Source organism: Holdemania filiformis (genome assembly GCF_003459085.1).
In the GTDB taxonomy this organism is placed as follows: Bacteria; Bacillota_I; Bacilli_A; order Erysipelotrichales; family Erysipelotrichaceae; genus Holdemania; species Holdemania filiformis.
In genome coordinates this window covers 85232-102301 of record NZ_QRUP01000002.1, presented here as the reverse complement: position 1 = coordinate 102301, position 17070 = coordinate 85232, and the positions used below count along the sequence as shown (strand labels likewise).

Below are 17070 nucleotides of genomic sequence, written 5' to 3'. Positions count from 1 at the left end.
AGACATCCGGCCGACATTGTCTTATGCGTTTTCCAGCAAGCGGAACCTATTTTATCCGGATTCAGTATTTTGAAATCAAGCACCGATGAATTCACAGCTGAATTTCTCCAGCCGCTGGGACAAAAAAAGCGACCCCCAAAATGAGGGTCAGCTTTCTATGCAGGTTTCAGCTTATTCTTCCGACAGCTTGACTAAGCGTGTATAACGGCGCTGCGCATCTTTCTTTGTTCTTTCGAACATTTCGTATGCTTTTTCGCCCTTCAGCTTCGGCAGCTGGCTGTAACGGGTTTCGTTCAGCAGGAACGCCTGGAACAGATCCCAGTTCGGTTCCTTGGAATCGATCGTTAACGGATGTTCTTCGTTGCGCGGATCGAAACGGTACAGAACGGTATAGCCGCATTCAACAGCCTTAGCCTGAACTTTCTGATGGTTCGCCAGACCGCCCTTAATGCCGTGTTCAGCACATGGAGCGTAAGCGATGATCAGGGATGGTCCATCGTAGCTTTCAGCTTCCTTGAAGGCTTTCAACGTCTGAGCCCGGTTCGCGCCCATCGAAACGGAAGCGACATAGACATGGCCGTAAGCCATCGCGATCTGACCGAGGTCTTTCTTCGCGGTGCTCTTGCCGCCGGCTGCGAACTTCGCGATCGCTGCCGACTGCGAAGACTTGGAAGCCTGTCCGCCGGTGTTGGAGTAAACTTCGGTATCCAGAACCAGGACGTTAACGTTCAGGTTGTTCGCCAGGACATGATCCAATCCGCCGTAGCCGATATCATAAGCCCAGCCGTCGCCGCCGACGATCCAGATCGACTTGCCGACCAGGTCGCGTTCGTAGTCCAGCAGTTCCTTGACCGCTTCGTTAGCGGAAGCCTTGACGCCAGCGATGATTTCGTCTTTGATTTCACGCTGCGCATCGCGGTTGTTGCCCGCCGCCAGATATTTCTCGAAAGCCGCCTTCAGTTCCGGTTCAACGGAATCCAGGTTGTTTTCCATCAGCGACAGGATACGGGATTCCTTGAAGTTCTGCGCTAAAGCCATGCCGTAGCCGTATTCAGCGTTGTCTTCAAACAGAGAGTTCGCCCAGGCGACGCCGTTGCCTTCCGCATCATTGGAGAACGGAGTGGACGGGGTCGAGGAGCAGTAGATCATCGAGCAGCCGGTCGCATTGGCGATCATCATATCCTTGCCGAACAGCTGAGAAGCCAGCTTGTAGTAAGGCGTTTCGCCGCAGCCCGGGCAGGCTCCGGAAATTTCAAAGTAAGGCATTGCGAACTGCGAGCCCTTAACCGTGTCAACCGGGAAGTAGTTCGTCTTGTATTCAGTGTGCTTGAACAGGTAATCCGCCAGCGGTTCCTGACCCAGCTTTTCGTTGATGTCGACCATCTTCAGCGCCTTGTTGCCACCCTTGCCCGGACATTCAACAACGCACAGACCGCAGCCAACGCAGTTCGCCGGAGAAACCTGGATCCGATATTTCAGGTTTTCAACGCCCTTGCCCATTGCCTGGATCGTCTTGAATTCCATCGGCGCATTCGCGATTTCTTCATCAGTCAGTAAGAACGGACGGATCGTCGCATGTGGGCAGACGAACGAGCAGAATCCGCACTGGATACAGTTGTTCGGATCCCAGGTCGGAACCTGAACCGCGATCGTGCGCTTTTCCTTGAAGGAAACGCTGTTGTGGATCGTGCCGTCGAGAATATCGTACTTCATGAAGTTGGATACCGGCAGATCGTAGCCTTCCAGAGAGTTGATCGCCATGACATGGTTGTCAAAGTATTCGTCGCCGGTCAGCTTGCGTCCGGAATCATAGCTCAGTTCAGCCCATTCCGGCTTCACTTCGATTTCAACCAGACCGTTTTTGCCCTGGTCGATTGCCTTGTAGTTCAGCTGGACGATTTCGTCGCCCTTCTTGGAGTAGGACTTCTTCGCCATGTACTTCATCAGCTCAACCGCTTTTTCATACGGCATGATCTGTTCGTTCAGCGCGAAGAACGCCGACTGCAGGATCGTGTTGGTCCGGCGGCCCATGCCGATTTCCTGAGCGATCTTGGTCGCATCGATGATGTAGAACTTCGCGTTCTTCTTCGCCAGCTGCGCCAGCATGCGGTTCGGCAGGTGATCCTGCAGTTCCTCTGCGGAGAACGTCGTGTTCAGTAAGAAGGTTCCGCCGTTCTTCAGGCAGCTGACCATATCATACTTGAAGCAGTAAGCGTCTAAGCTGCAGGAAACGAAATCAGCGTTTTCGATATAATAGGTGGAACGGATCGGGGAATGACCGAAACGCAGGTGGGAGCGGGTAACGCCGCCGGCCTTCTTCGAGTCATACTGGAAATACGCCTGTGCATACTGATCGGTGTTGTCGCCGATGATTTTGATCGAGGACTTGTTCGCCGAAACGGTACCGTCAGAGCCTAAACCGAAGAACAGGCAGGACGTGTAGTCCGCGCCGACATGGAATTCCGGATCGACTTCCAGGCTCAGGTGTGTCACGTCATCGTTGATGCCGATGGTGAATTCAGCCTTCGGAGCGTCCTTCGCCAATTCGTCATAAACAGCCTTGATCTGGTTCGGCTGCGTATCGCGGGAGCTTAAGCCATAGCGGCCGCCGATGATCGTCAGATCCATGCCCTTTAACGCGTCTAAAACGTCGAGGTACAGCGGTTCGCGGGCGCCCATTTCCTTCGTGCGGTCCAGAACCGCGATCTTCTTGACCGAAGCCGGCAGCACCGCTGTCAGATACTTCACGGAGAACGGACGATACAGATGAACTTTGATCAGACCGACTTTTTCGCCGCGCTTGGTCAGCTCGTCGATCGTTTCTTTAATCGTTTCGGTCACGGAGCCCATCGCGATGATGACGCGTTCCGCATCCGGTGCGCCGTAATAAGTGAACGGTGCGTATTCGCGGCCGGTATGCTCGCTGATCTTCTTCATGTAGTCGGCAACGATATCCGGGATCGCTTCATAATGCAGGTTCTGCGCTTCGCGGCCCTGGAAATAAATGTCGTCGTTTTCCGCACCGCCGCGGGTTACCGCGTTGGTATGCGGGTTCAGCGCCTTCGCACGGAACGCTTCAACCGCGTCCATGTCGATCAGGCTCTTTAAGAACTCATAATCCATGACTTCGACTTTCTGAATTTCGTGAGAAGTTCTGAAGCCATCAAAGAAATGAAGGAACGGTACGGAACCCTTGATCGCCGCTAAATGCGCGACGCCGGCCAGATCCATTGCTTCCTGAACGGAATGGGACGCCAGCATGCAGGCGCCGGTCTGACGGCATGCGTAAATGTCGCTGTGATCGCCGAAAATGCTCAGCGCACGGGTTGCCAAAGAACGCGCTGCGACGTGGATAACGCCTGGCAGCAGTTCGCCGGCCATCTTATAGATATTTGGAATCATCAACAGTAAGCCCTGGCTTGCCGTAAATGTGGACGCCAGCGCACCGCCCTGCAGAGCGCCGTGAACCGCGCCCGCGGCACCGCCTTCAGCCTGCAGTTCCGCAACTTTGACAATCGTGTCAAAAATGTTTTTACGGCCCTGAGTAGCCCATGCGTCAACGACTTCAGCCATCGGTGAGGATGGGGTGATAGGATAGATTGCAGCTACTTCAGTGAACGCATACGCGCAATGAGCGGCAGCTGTATTGCCATCCATGGACATAAAAGTTTTTGTCATGGTTAAACCTCCTGTACTCTCTAACCGTTACCATTATAAAACAAAAGGTTTGATTTTTAAACCTCGATTTTCAACTTCTTCCTGCTTCTTTCGGATTTTTACCGGTTTTTTCCAAGCGCTTTCCTACTTGTGATTTAAACTTTACAATTTCTCTGAAAACCGGCCGTCAAAAAAGGATGGAATCCGTGAATTCCACCCGCTAATCTCTACACTTGAATCCGCGTCCACTTCGCTTCGCGGAAGCGCCAGTAGCTGACGATATACCGCGTAAACTGATCCAGGAACACCGACAGCCAGGCTCCCGCCAACCCCAGGTTAAGCGGATAGCACAGCACCCAGGTCAGAACCGGCCGCACGATGGTCACGCTGACAAACATCAGAAGCGCAACAAACTTGACGTCGCCCGCGCCGCGCAGCGAACCGACGATGATGACCTGCACGATCTGAAACAGCACGGTGACCGAAAGAATGATCAACGGCGTTTCCCCGGCCAGGATAACCGCCGCCTCGTTGGTGAACAGCGCCATCAGCTGAGCGCGGAACAGCGTGATCGAACCGGAGACGAGAATTGCCAGGATCAAGCCGATCCGCTGGGCGACCTTGCCGTAAATGATCGCCATGTCTGTGCGATTGGCGCCTAAGCTCTGCCCGACCAGCGATGTATTGGCAATCGACAGCCCGTCGCCGACGGAGAATGATATCGACATGATGTTCATGACGATCTGATGCGCGGCGAATGCGACCGTGCCCAATCCCGCCACCGCCTTGGCGTACATCAGAAAGCCGATCCGCAAAAAGATCTGTTCAACAAACGCCGACCAGCTGATGTTGTAAAGATCGCGGATCGCCGCGAGATCCGGTTTCCACGACTGCCGCTGATGCAGCTTTAAGAAGCCCTCGGTATGCGTGACGGAATACACCGCGATCAGAAACGAAACGATGTTGCCGATCGCCGTCGCGATCGCTGCGCCGGCCACCTCCAGGCGCGGGAAGAAAAACAGACCGTTGATCAAAAGCGCGTTGAACACAAGATTGACAAGATTCGCCGCGATGTTGGTGACCATCGAAATCCGCGTGTTGCCGACGCCGCGCTGAGCGGCGGTAATCGTCAGACCGATGCAGTAGAAGAAATTGCCGAACATGATAATCCTAAAATAAGTCACCGCCAGGCCCAGATAATCCGGCGTCGCCCCGGCAAACGCCAGAATCTGCGGAGCGAACAGCGCGCCGCAGAAGGAAAGCAGAAAAGAAAACCCGACGCTGAGCAGCAGCGCCTGGCGCAGATATGTATTCGCTTCCTCCTGCCGGCCTGCGCCTTTGCGGCGGGAAACGAGCACGGTAACCCCGGTGTTGAGCGCCAGGATCGTCGCCAGCACCAGAAATTTCGGCTGGTTGGTAATGCCGACCGCCGCAATCGACGCCGAGCCCAGATTGCCGACCATCATCAGGTCGACCGCCCCGATCAGCGCGATCAGCACGCTCTCGACGGCACTCGGCCAGGCGATTTGATAAGTTCGCTTATAAATTGCTTTGTTGCTTGGTATTTCGCCGCGGATCTGAGCTGGTTTGATCATCCCCTGCCAGCGGAAAAAGTTCAAGATTGCGTCCACTTATGACTCCCCCTCAATTCTATACCGAATAGTTTACCATACTTCTTTCGAAAATGCGCCTTTAGTTCTGCCCTTGATTAAGGGAAACGGACCGGCCTGTTTTCTTCAGTTCAACAAAAAAGAAACCCGCAGCGCCAAGTTTGGTATCGTCCAAAGCAGGCTGTGAGTTTCATCGTTAAAATTCAGTTTTATACTGGGATTGTTTCCGATCGACGGTTATTTTTCGATCAGGTAGGCCGCCAGCAGCGTGTAAGCTGCGCTGACCCCCTGCATGTGCGTCCGTTCCATGCCGTGGCTGGCATGCACGCCCGGGCCGATCAAAGCCCCGCGGATATCGTTGCCGCCCTTGAGCGCCGCGCCGCAGTCGCTGCCGTAAAACGGATAGATATCGACGGCATACGGCAGCTGGTGAGCCTGAGCCAGTTCGATCAGCCGGCTGGTCATCTGATAATCATACGGCCCGCCGGAGTCCTTGGCGCAGATCGACACGTCGGTCTCAGTACAGCTCAGATCCGTACCGATGCAGCCCATATCCACCGCCAGCAGCTCCGTGACATCGCCCGGAATCCACGAAGCGCCGTGGCCGACTTCCTCATAGGTGGAGAACAGGAAATAGGTTTTCTGCGGCAGCGTCACATTTTCATCCTTGAGCGCTTTCAGCAGCGTCAGAAAGATCGCGGCGGAAATCTTGTCGTCCAGAAACCGGGATTTGATGAAACCGCTCGGGGTGATCGTCGTCTTCGGGTCGATTGCGATGATATCCCCGGCCTGGATTCCCAGTTGGCGCACATCCTCTTCATTGCGGACCAGCTCGTCGATCCGCACTTCCATCGTTTCCTCCGAGCGTTCCTGACTCGAAGCTTCCTTATAAACATGCACCGCCGGGGCCGTCGACAGAATCGTGCCGGTATAGACTTTTCCCTGGCGTGTGATGATGCGGCAATATTCGCCGTCCAGCGTCGGCAGGCATGGACCGCCCAGCCGCGTAAACGCCAGCTTGCCGTCCTTTTTAATCGCGCGGACCATCAGTCCCAGCGTATCGGTATGCGCGCTCACCGCAACAACCGGCTGATCGGCCAGGCCTTCAATCTCCACAATCAAATTGCCCTTGGCATTGCGATAACAGGTATAGCCTAACGCCTGAACCTGTTCCTCGATCCAGGCGATCGCATGCTGGGTAAAGCCGGTCGGGCTGTCGATCCCCAGCAGCTGCTGAGCGTAATCCGCCAGGATTTGTTCGTTCATCTTCTTCATTGCGCTTCCTCTTTTCCTTCTAACTGATATAGACTCCGTCCTGACCATCCGTTTCGCTGACCAGCACTTTCACATCCTCATTGAGCGAGGTCGGCACGTTCTTGCCGACATAATCGGCGCGGATCGGCAGCTCGCGGTGTCCGCGGTCGACCAACACCGCCAGATGAATCGCCCGCGGCCGGCCGAAATGCATGATGCCATCCATCGCCGCACGCACTGTCCGGCCTTTATACAAGACATCGTCGACCAGAATCACGATTCTGTCCTGCACCGGCACGCCCAATACCGGCGGCTGAACCTCGCCGCGTTCAATGTCGTCGCGCCACGAAGAGATATCGAGGCTGTCGCAGGGAATATCGCATTCCTCAAACTGATCGATCATCTGTTTCAAACGCTCCGCCAGAAATTCGCCGCGGGTCTTGATGCCGACCAGCACCAGTCCTTCCACACCCTTATTTTTTTCTACGATTTCATGCGCCATGCGCACTAACGAACGCTTCATGGAACTGGCGTCCATAATTTCCTTCATGTTTGTCTTCTCCTTTCGTCACACAATCTGGAACAAATAAAATTTAAGATACCGGGTTTCCGGTACGGTCATTAAAATGGGATGATCGGGCGCCTGATGACGGACCTCGATCTGCCGCAGCTCAACCTTTGCGTTCCGCGCGGCTTCCTGCAGCATCGCCTCAAACATCGCGTCCTCCATAAAATGCGAACACGACGCCGTTGCGAACAGCCCGCCCCGCGGCAAAAGCTTCATCGCCAGCGTATTGATCTGGCAATAGCCCTGATAGGCGTTGCGGATCGTTTTGCGGGATTTGGTAAACGCCGGCGGATCGAGAATGATGTAATCGATGCCCTGCGCCTTCCACTTCGGATCCGCTAACAGATCGAAAACGTCGGCCTGCACAAACTCCATCACTGCTTCCAAACCGTTGAGCTGCGCGTTGTGTCTGGCGCTGGCTAACGCACTGGCGGAAATATCGGCGGCGATTACCCGCGCTGCCCCGGCCTTCGCCGTGTTGAGCGCGAACGATCCGGTATGCGTGCAGCAGTCCAGCACCGTCCTTCCCTTCGCCAGCCGGGCAGCTGCCTGACGGTTGTATTTCTGATCGAGGAAGAACCCTGTTTTCTGTCCCTCGCCAAAATCAACCTCGTAGCGGATTCCGTTTTCCACGATCTGCGTCGTCGTGCTCTCAGGATGCGGGAAGCCGGCCGCCCAGCCCGTGTTTTCCTTCAGCCCTTCCTTTTTGCGCAGTGCGATATCGTTGCGCTCGTAAATCCCCGCGACCGTTTGACCACGTTTTTCCATTTCTTCCCACAACAGGGCAAACAGCTGATCCTTGATCCGTTCGATGCCCAGCGACATGATCTGGCTGACCAGCACCGGACCGAAACGATCGACCGTCCAGCCCGGGAAGTGATCGGCTTCCCCGAAAATCAACCGGCAGCAGCCGAAATCCTCGCCCATGACGATCCGGCGGTAATCCAGGCTGTACCCGATCCGGCGGCGCCAGAATGCTTCGTCGAACCCGTCGTTGGCATTCTGCGAAACGATCCGCACGCGGATCAGCGACTGGGCATTATAGAACCCTGTCCCCAGATAGGTTCCCTTCTCATTGACGACGTCGCACAGCTGTCCGTCCGCCGTTTCTTTGACTTCGATGACTTCGCCGCCGTAAACCCACGGATGGCCTTCCTGCAGGCTGCGCTGCGCTTTTTTCGTCACGGTCACCGTCGGAAACTGACGTTGTTGTTTCATGTTTCATCCCTCATTTTCACAGTCTTATCTTATCTGAAAGTCTGTGAAATTACAAATATTCTTTTCCCAAATTTCCGGTTAAACCTTTGACAAGCCTACAAAAAGAGTGTAATCTGAAATGGCACCGTTTTTTATCATTTCTGCAAGCCAGACCTCTGTTTTTATTCTGATTCCAAACAAGTCAGGAGAAAAGAGGGTGCCAGGGATATGAGTTATGACTTTTTCAGCATGAATACGATTTGTGAAAACGCTGTGCTTCATCACAGACTTTTTTATTGCGTCAGCGAGTTATTCCGGGTGCCCGGAAATCACAAACGGCCGCAGTTAAGCCGGCCAGCTCAGCTGCTTCACGAATTGGGCATGCCCAGCAGTCTCTCCGGTTACCGGTTCTTGGAATTCGCGATGATCATGCTCGCGGAACAGCCGCACCTGCTCAAGAATCTGGACCGCGGATTATATCCGATGATTGCTGAGAAGTTTAACAGCACCAAAGAACGAGTTGAGAAAAACATCCGCTGCGCGATTGAGCGGGCCTGGCTGCGTGGAAATCCGACATTGATTCGTGAGATTTTCGGTTATTCCGTCAATCCGGATCAGGGCCGGCCTTCCAACGCCGAGTTCCTCTGCGCCGTCTGCGACTATTTGAACCGTTGATTCGGTTCGGATGTGGTTGGTTATGGGCAGCAAAAAAATCCGCCGTTAAAGCAATGCATCGCAAAACCTGGGCTGCGGCCCTGAGCTATTCGCGATCAAGCGCTGGACGGCGGATCTTTTTTATTTTACAGGAAATTCTAAAATCTGAACTTGGAATCGGTTTATTCGTCATTCGTTTCCGGACGCAGCGCGATGCCGCTGTCCGGCTTCGTGATTCTAAGCAGATCGCTGAGAATTTCAGTCTACTCGCCGGCTTGCCGGGCCAGCGCCAGCACCTGTTCCTTGAACTGACGGCCGCGCTGTTCATAATCGGTAAACTGATCCCAGCTGGCGCAGACTGGCGACAACAACACGATATCGCCGTCTTTCGCCAGCTGATAGGCCTGCTCGACGGCCTCCGACAGCGTTTCCACCACGATCGCATCCGGCCGCAGCGCTTTGAGCTGATCGCGCGTTTCGCCATACACGATCATCGTCGCGACCCGGTTCAGAACCGGCTTCAGACCGTCGAAGCCGGTCTTTTTATCATAGCCCCCGGCAAGCAGAATCACCGGTTTCTCAAAGGCTTTCAGGGCGACCGTCGTCGCGTCGACATTGGTCCCCTTGGAATCGTTGTAATACCGCGCCCCGCGGATTTCCGCCACGAATTCGATCCGGTGCTCAACCCCTTTGAATGCGCGGATGCCTTCGCGGATCTGATCCGCGTCTACGCCCAACTTGACCGCCATCGCCGCGGCCACCATTGCGTTCTGCAGGTTATGCCGGCCCGGCAGATGCAGATCGCTCAGCGCAAACAGCGGCTGGCCGAACAGCCAGACCTGATCCTGCTTTACGCAGACGTCGGCCGGCTGATCCAGTGAGAACGTCACCCTGCGGCACGGCAGCTCCGCGCAGCGTTTGACGATTTCCGGATCGTCGAGATTGACTAAAAACCAGTCGTCGCCGGTCTGATTTTTCCAGACGAGCATCTTGGCGTCGTAATAGGCGTCCAGCGAACCGAAATAATCCAGATGATCCGGCGTCAGATTCATGCAGACCGACACCGCCGGATGGAACTTCTCCATTGCGACCAGCTGAAAGGCCGCGACCTCCAGCGCCACATCGGTCTTCTGATCGCCCTGTTCCCGCACGATTTCTGATAACGGCACGCCGATATTGCCCGCTGTCCGGGCATTGGGACGCTTGCGTTTCAGCAGCTCGCCCAGCAGCGTCGTCGTCGTGGTTTTGCCATTGGTGCCGGTCACGGCGCCATAGGTAAACTGATCGGTAAACCACGAAGCGACCTCGATTTCATTAACAATCCTTGCTTTTTTCTCTACGAAATACTGCACGAACGGCGCATGATAAGGAATCCCCGGATTCTTGACGATCAGATCCCAGTTTTCCATCTTCAAAAATTCCGGATGTCCGTGATCCAGGACCTGAACTCCGGCTTCTTCCAGTTCGTGTTTTGCGTCGATCTGCTTCATATCGGTGATCGTGACCGCATGATGATGACTTGCCAGCAAATACGCCGCCTGCGTCCCGCTGCGGGCCGCGCCGATGATTAAAACCTTCATATTACAACACTCCAATCAGAAAGCCGGCCACTGTGCAGACCAGCTGTAAAATCCAGAACATCAGAACGACCTGCGTCTCGCGCATGCCGCCTAAAACAAAGCTGTAATGAATCGGCGTGTAGCGGAACACGCGTTTGCCGCGCAGCTTCACCGACGAGATCTGGATGATGACGCACAGCGTTTCCCAGACGAACACCCCGCCGATCACCACAACGGCGATCTCCTGCTTCAGAATCATCCCGACCGCAGCCAGCGCCCCGCCCAAAGCCAGCGAACCGGTATCGCCCATGAAGATCTTCGCCGGATGCGAATTGTATTTCAAAAAGCCCAGCAGCGATCCCATCACCGCCATGATGAACGTCGCGATCGCCAGCTTGTCCTGCTGCAGAGCGAACATCACAAACGGCGCAAAAGCCAGGAAGCTGCATCCCGCGGCCAGACCGTCCATGCCATCCGTCAGATTAACGGCGTTGGACGCGCCGGTGAACATGAAGAACACCAAAAGCATATACAGCCCGCCTAACGGAATCACCCATTCAAGAAACGGCAGGATTACATCCGTCGACGCATTCTGACGATACATGAAGAAGAACAACACCGCCAGGACCAGCTGCAAAAAGAATTTGTACCGCGGCTTAAGGCCTTCGTTGTTCTGCCGGATCACGATGATATAATCGTCCAGAAAGCCGATCAGACCGTAGCCGACATACGCCAGCATCACGATCATCGCCTGCAGGTCGCGGATCGCCCCCGGCTGCAGGAGCAGCGTTACGGCTAACGGCGTCAGCACGAACACGATGCCGCCCATCGTCGGCGTCTTCTGTTTTTGTTTGTATTCTTCTAATGAATATTCGCTGACGGTCTGGTTGTAGTTGATTTTATGTAGATAGGAGATCAGCAGCGGCATCGTCGCAAGCACGACGATCAGGCTGATTCCAAAAGCGCCGACCAGTGTTAGAAACATGTTTCTGTCCTCCCCGCTTACCCGAAATACCGCTCGATCAACAGGCGGTCGTTAGGGCAAGTCTTTGCCGTGTCCTGGATCAGGGAGGTTTCCCCGCCTTTTCCAGCGACTACTATTATATCATCAGTTTGCGCGCCGTCGAGTACAAATTTTATCGCTTCCGCCCGGTCGCGGATGATTTTCTGAGAGCCGTCGCAGCCTGCCGCAATCTGCGCCAGAATTCGATCCGGATCCTCGGTGCGCGGATTGTCGTCGCACAAGACGACCTGATCAGCGTAGGCGCAGGCAATCCGGCCCATCAGCGGGCGTTTATCCGCCTCCCGGTCCCCGCCGCAGCCAAACACCACGCTTAAGCGGGTATGCCGCCCGTCCGCCACCTTCCGCCAGTGCTTCAGCATCGCTTCCAGCGCGCTGGCAGTGTGCGCGTAATCGACGACCGCCAGCACCGGCTGCCGGCATACGATTTCCATCCGGCCTTCCGGCAACGCTGCATGATGTGCGAATTCGAGCATCGCTGCCCAGGGGATATCCAGCGCAAACCCGCAGGCCAGCGCGGCCGTCAGGTTACGCATATTGAACGCCCCGGCCAGCGGCGCTTCAACACGGTGGCCGTTGAGATCAAACGTGATCGAATCCAGCGTTTCCGCGACCGGATGAATCCGGAAATTGACGCTGTCCCGGCCATAGGTAAACACCGGCCGGTGCAGCTGTCCCAGCCAGCGCTGCGTCACCGGGTCGTCCTGATTCAAAATTGCCGTGCCTTTCTCTTTCAATTTCTCAAACAACATAAATTTCGCCCGCTGATATGCTTTTAACGTCTTGTGATAATCCAGGTGATCCTGTTTCAGATTCGTCAGCACCGCCAGATCGAACAACAGTCCGTCGACCCGGTGCATCGCCAGCGCCTGGGAGCTGACCTCCATGATCACAGTATCAATCCCCCGCCTCACCGCTTCGTCCAGCAAACGCGTTAACGTCAGCGGATCGGGCGTTGTATTCGGACTGAAGCGAATTTCATCGCCGATTACAATCCGGCCGGTGCCGATCAGACAACAACGCCGTCCAGCACCGCTTAACATGTCGTAAAGCAGCTGGGTAACCGTGCTTTTGCCATTGGTGCCGGTCACGCCGATCATCGTCAGCTTCAGCGCCGGATAATCGTAATACGCCTGCAGCAGCAGCGGATAGACCGCGCGCGGATCAGGATGCACGATCGTCCGTTCCCCCGGCTGATCGCTGAGCACGTACCCGCCGCGCGAGCGCACCGCGTCAGCCCATTGCCGTCCGTCCGTGCGGTCGCCCCGCAGCGCGACAAACAATCCGTCCCGGCCGATTTCCTGCGCCCGGTCGCTGAGTGCGGTCAATTCGGTTGTGTCTTCCGTTTCAATGCCAATCACCCGCAGCAGCTCATTCAGCCGACGCCGCCGGGCAGTAGAGCCAGACTGTGCCTTGTTCATCAATTTTCACCCCCGGACTCGGCAGCTGGTCAACGACGACATCGCCCTCGCCGATTTTAACCAGCTTCAGATTTTCGTTTTTCACCTTTTTGTATTCCTTGCCGATATAATCGCCGACCTCGATGGTCACCGGATCGGTCCACAGCTTGATCTTCGCCATCTGATCGTCGGTTCGCTTGACCTCATAGAGCGTCAGCACATCTTCCAGCACATTGCGCACGATTGGGGAAACGACGGTGCCTCCGTACTGAATGTTGGACTTCGGCGCATCCAGCGCGATATACACGACGATCTGCGGATCATTGATCGGAGCCGCGGCGATCGTCGACAGAATGTACTCGCCGCTCAGATACGCGCCGTCCTTCGCCTTCTGGGCGGTTCCGGTCTTGCCGCCGATCTTGTAGCCGTCGATATACGCGCCCTTCGCCCCGCCTAACGCCACGACGCTTTCCAGCGCGTAGCGCATCTTGAAGCTGGTGTCCTCGCTGATGACCTGGCGCACGGCGTTGGGCTTCACCTCGACGATCGGATCCTTGGTTGTCGGATGCAGGATCGCCTTAGTGATATATGGCTGGTACAGCGTCCCGCCGTTGACAATCGCGCAGAAGGCCGTGACCAGCTGGATCGCCGTGACGGAAATGCCCTGCCCGAAACCCGTCGTCGACTGTTCCAGCAACCCCCAGTCGTCGGTATTGAACAGGATGCCCTTGGCCTCGCCCGGCAGATCGACGCCGGTTTTCTGACCGAAGCCGAAGGCATCAAGATATTTACTCAGATTATCGCCGCCCAGCATCTGGGCGATGTGCACAAAGCAGGGATTGGACGAATTCTGCAGGCATTGCATATAGGTCTGCTGACCATGACCGCCGGCTTTCCACGACTTTAAGCGCGCGCCTTCGACGATCTCATAACCGCGGTCGTAATAGCCGTCGTGCTCCATATCGAACAGACCCTCCTCCAGCCCCGCGGAAAACGTCACCGTCTTAAACGTCGAACCCGGCTCGTAGCTCATCCAGACCGGCAGGTTGCGGTTGTAGACGGATTCGTCATAATCCTGGTAATGATTGGGATCAAAGTCCGGCTTCGACACCATCGCCAGAATCTCGCCGGTGTTGGGGTTCATCGCCAGCCCCCAGGCAGAATCGGGGTTGTAGCGTTCCATCGCGTTGTTCAGCTCACGCTCCAGAATACTTTGAATCCGCGTGTCGATTGTCAGCATGACATCCATTCCCTGGCCCGGCGCTTCATAGCGCTCGGAATAGATTTTCACCGGATGACCCTTCGCGTCGAATGGAATTTTCATACTTCCCTTATTCGCCTTTAGAATTTCCTCATATTGCAGCTCCAGTCCGGCCAGCCCCTGATTGTCCACGCCGGTAAAGCCGAGCACCTGCGCCAGGTAGGCGCCGTTGGGATAATAGCGCAGCGAGTCCTGCACCAAATACACGCCGGTCAGATCCAGATGGTCGATCGCCTTGGCCTGTTCGTTGGAAATCAGCCGGCCGTAAGGGACGATCCGCTGGGTCGAAACCTTGCGGGTGATCTGCTTATAGATGTTCTCTTTTTCCGTTTCCAGAATGTCCGCCAGCTGCTGGGCGGTGCTGTCGGGATCAGTGATCTGAGCCGGAACAACCATGACCGACGTCGAAGGAATATCCGTCGCCAGCACTTCGCCGTTGATGTCCAATACATTCCCGCGCAGCCCGGACACCGGGAAATCCCGCTCCCATAAATCCTGCGCTTTGGAAAACAACGTTTCCCGATCCAGAATCTGAACGTAAGCCAGCTTGCCGATGATCAAGGCAAAAATGACCGTGCCGCCGATCACGATTTTATCGATGCGTTTTTTTATCCGCGTACTCAGCATCCGATCACCTCTGTTTCATCCTATGAAAAAAGACCCGCGCTCATGCGGATCTTTCTTTGTTTGTAAAGGATGAAACGTCTATTCCTGCAGCACGACCTCGATTGCCGTCTGCTTGTTGACCAATGTCCCCGGCGGAATATTCTGGGAAACGACCTTGCCGTAGCCTTCGATCTTGACCGGCAGACCGCTGGCTTTCCAGAAACCGCTGACCTCCTTGCGCGTCCAGCCGTTCATGTCGGGCATCGTGATCTGGTAGGTATCCGTCAGCAGGAAAACCTTCTGACGCGTCACCACCATCTCGCCGGCCTGCGGGAACTGGTCGATGATCTCCTCGCCGCCGCCCAAGACGATCACATCGCATTCGCTGTCGGCCAGCTTGTTCTGCGCGTAGGTTAACGTATGATTGATCAGCGACGGCATCGTGGATTCATGAATCGGTACGATTTCCGCCGACGGCGCGCTCGGTTCGCTGACGTCCTGCTGCCCGGCAAAATTGTAGGTCATCGCGACCTTGCGCAGCACCGATTTGATCGCGTCGGATTTGACGTGTGCGTTCTTATCATAATCGGCCTGGAACGCATAATACACCAAGACCTTCGGATCCTCCGCCGGCATCGCCGCCATCAGCGAAACGATCGTCTTGCCTGTGCTGTAGCCGCCCCCGCCGACCGCCGCCAGCTGGGTGGTTCCGGTCTTGGCGATGATCGTCGTTTCCGGAATCTGATAGAACCGGGCAGTGCCGTCCTCGCGGTTGGCCGTGTCGTACATCAGCTGCTGGACCTGCTTCGAGGTTTCAACACTGATCGGAGTGCCGACAACCTGCGTCTGGCCCTGATACAGCACATTCTGATCGTCATAAGAGGAACGCACCTGGTCGATGACGTACGGCTTGACCATCGTGCCGTCGTTGAAAATCGCGGAATAGGCCTGGATCATCTGCAGCATCGTGACGGTCGAGCCCTGCCCGTAGGTCAGCGCCAGCTTGTCCGCCGGCCAGGTAAAATTCTTCACGCCGGTGCTTTCCGCAATGCCGTCGGTATCAACCAGCTTGAAAAAACCGAAACGGTCGAGATACTCCTCATAGACCGACGGTTCAATTAAATTCGTAATGATGCTCGCAGTCACGACGTTGGACGAATAGACTAAGCCCAGATCGTAAGGGATCATGCCCCAGCTTTTGCCCGACGCATTGCCAATGCAGCCGATCTTGCGGGAATCACCCTGGGAAACGCGGTACGGCTTCCGGTTGGTTGCCGCGTAACAAAACCGCGAGCTGTCCACCAGTACGCTGCCGTCATACGCCCCGCTGTCGATCGCCGCGGCATACGTGAAAACCTTCATCGTCGAGCCCGGTTCGTAAGGCATCTGCGATACATAATTGACGTAATCATCAATATTCATCGTGTTCGGATCAAACGACGGCGACTGGCCCCATGCCAGGATTTTGCCCGTTTCGACTTCCATGACCGAACCCCATACCTTTTCCGGGTTAAACTCGGCCTGCGTCTGCATGAACGCCGTTTCCAACGCTTCCTGAATCCCCTGATCCAGCGTTAAAATCACGTCGTTGCCATTCACGGCGCTCTTTTCTTCCATCTTCATGCCCGGCAGAATGTTGCCGTTTTTGTCTGCCTGATAGCGTTTATAGCCATCCTCGCCGCTCAGTGCGGCGTTCATATATTGTTCGATGCCCATCCGGCCGCTGACTTCCCCATCGTCGTCCGCCTGCGCGAAGCCGATCAGATAGGAAGCAAACGTACCTAACGGATAGGACCGCTTCGTCGTCTGCACAAATTCGATCCCGTTGAGATCCAGCGCTTCGATCGCTTCCTTGGTTTCCCGCGGCAGATTGCGGCCTTTGCTGCCAAGCTCCACCTGTTTGGCGTTCTTGGTCAGATAGCCGTAAAGCGTCGATTCCTCCATGCCTAAAATCGGCGCCAGTGCACGCGCCGTGGCCAGCGGATCGTCAACATAAGCGATCTCACCCTTGCGGCTCTGACGGTTTTTATCCAGAATAGCGATGATATTGTAAGTCACGTTGTCCTGCGCGATGATCGTTCCGTTGCGGTCTAAAATATATCCCCTTCGGGCCTGCTGAACCGTCCTGTGCACGTTGCTGGCGGAAACATAATCGGTCAGATCCGTTCCGCTGCGGGCGTGGACCTTCACGACGGCCACTAAAAAAACATTCGCCGTGACCAACCCGCTGATCAATAGAATCGTCGCCAGGATCAGCAGGATCATGCGATTGCTTTGCCGCAT

Annotated in this window: 11 protein-coding genes; 1 reads left to right on the top strand and 10 read right to left on the bottom strand. The window is 55.5% G+C overall.

Going from position 1 to position 17070, the window contains the following annotated elements; genetic code table 11:
• Positions 1-171: 171 nt before the first annotated feature.
• From nifJ to DWY25_RS02490, 5 genes are all read right to left on the bottom strand, one after another.
• Entirely contained in the window at positions 172-3678 is a 3507-nt protein-coding gene (nifJ, locus tag DWY25_RS02510; protein ID WP_117893239.1) for a pyruvate:ferredoxin (flavodoxin) oxidoreductase, read from the bottom strand.
• A gap of 206 nt (positions 3679-3884) precedes the next feature.
• Complete coding sequence (locus DWY25_RS02505; protein ID WP_006058900.1) at positions 3885-5288, bottom strand: MATE family efflux transporter; 1404 nt, start codon at positions 5286-5288, stop codon at positions 3885-3887.
• Positions 5289-5504: 216 nt separating this feature from the next.
• Positions 5505-6533 carry a M42 family metallopeptidase gene (locus tag DWY25_RS02500; RefSeq protein ID WP_117893646.1) on the bottom strand — a complete coding sequence of 343 codons (1029 nt, stop codon included), beginning with the start codon at positions 6531-6533 and terminating at the stop codon, positions 5505-5507.
• A gap of 28 nt (positions 6534-6561) precedes the next feature.
• Entirely contained in the window at positions 6562-7071 is a 510-nt protein-coding gene (gene pyrR, locus DWY25_RS02495; protein ID WP_006058898.1) for a bifunctional pyr operon transcriptional regulator/uracil phosphoribosyltransferase PyrR, read from the bottom strand.
• A gap of 18 nt (positions 7072-7089) precedes the next feature.
• Positions 7090-8307, bottom strand: a complete 1218-nt coding sequence (locus DWY25_RS02490) for a class I SAM-dependent rRNA methyltransferase (RefSeq protein WP_117893237.1) — start codon at positions 8305-8307, stop codon at positions 7090-7092.
• A gap of 207 nt (positions 8308-8514) precedes the next feature.
• On the opposite strand from DWY25_RS02490, the gene DWY25_RS02485 reads away from it, so the two are divergent.
• On the top strand, positions 8515-8961 hold the full coding sequence (locus DWY25_RS02485) for a sporulation initiation factor Spo0A C-terminal domain-containing protein (protein ID WP_117893235.1): 447 nt from the start codon (positions 8515-8517) through the stop codon (positions 8959-8961).
• A gap of 242 nt (positions 8962-9203) precedes the next feature.
• Here DWY25_RS02485 and murD read toward each other — a convergent pair whose 3' ends face one another.
• The 5 genes from murD to DWY25_RS02460 all read right to left on the bottom strand — a co-directional run bounded on the left by murD (position 9204) and on the right by DWY25_RS02460 (position 17070).
• The gene (gene murD / locus DWY25_RS02480; RefSeq protein WP_117893233.1) at positions 9204-10520 is read right to left on the bottom strand and encodes a UDP-N-acetylmuramoyl-L-alanine--D-glutamate ligase; all 1317 of its coding nucleotides are present in this window, start codon (positions 10518-10520) and stop codon (positions 9204-9206) included.
• A 1-nt stretch (position 10521) separates the two neighbouring features.
• Positions 10522-11484 (bottom strand): phospho-N-acetylmuramoyl-pentapeptide-transferase, encoded by a 963-nt coding sequence (gene mraY, locus DWY25_RS02475; protein WP_117893230.1) that lies wholly within the window; start codon positions 11482-11484, stop codon positions 10522-10524.
• A 17-nt stretch (positions 11485-11501) separates the two neighbouring features.
• Positions 11502-12941: a UDP-N-acetylmuramoyl-L-alanyl-D-glutamate--2,6-diaminopimelate ligase gene (locus tag DWY25_RS02470; RefSeq protein ID WP_117893227.1), complete on the bottom strand. Its 1440-nt coding sequence runs from the start codon at positions 12939-12941 to the stop codon at positions 11502-11504.
• Positions 12892-14808, bottom strand: a complete 1917-nt coding sequence (locus DWY25_RS02465; RefSeq protein WP_117893224.1) for a penicillin-binding transpeptidase domain-containing protein — start codon at positions 14806-14808, stop codon at positions 12892-12894. The genes DWY25_RS02470 and DWY25_RS02465 overlap by 50 nt, the downstream gene beginning before the upstream one ends.
• A gap of 78 nt (positions 14809-14886) precedes the next feature.
• Positions 14887-17070 carry a penicillin-binding protein gene (locus DWY25_RS02460; protein ID WP_117893221.1) on the bottom strand — a complete coding sequence of 728 codons (2184 nt, stop codon included), beginning with the start codon at positions 17068-17070 and terminating at the stop codon, positions 14887-14889.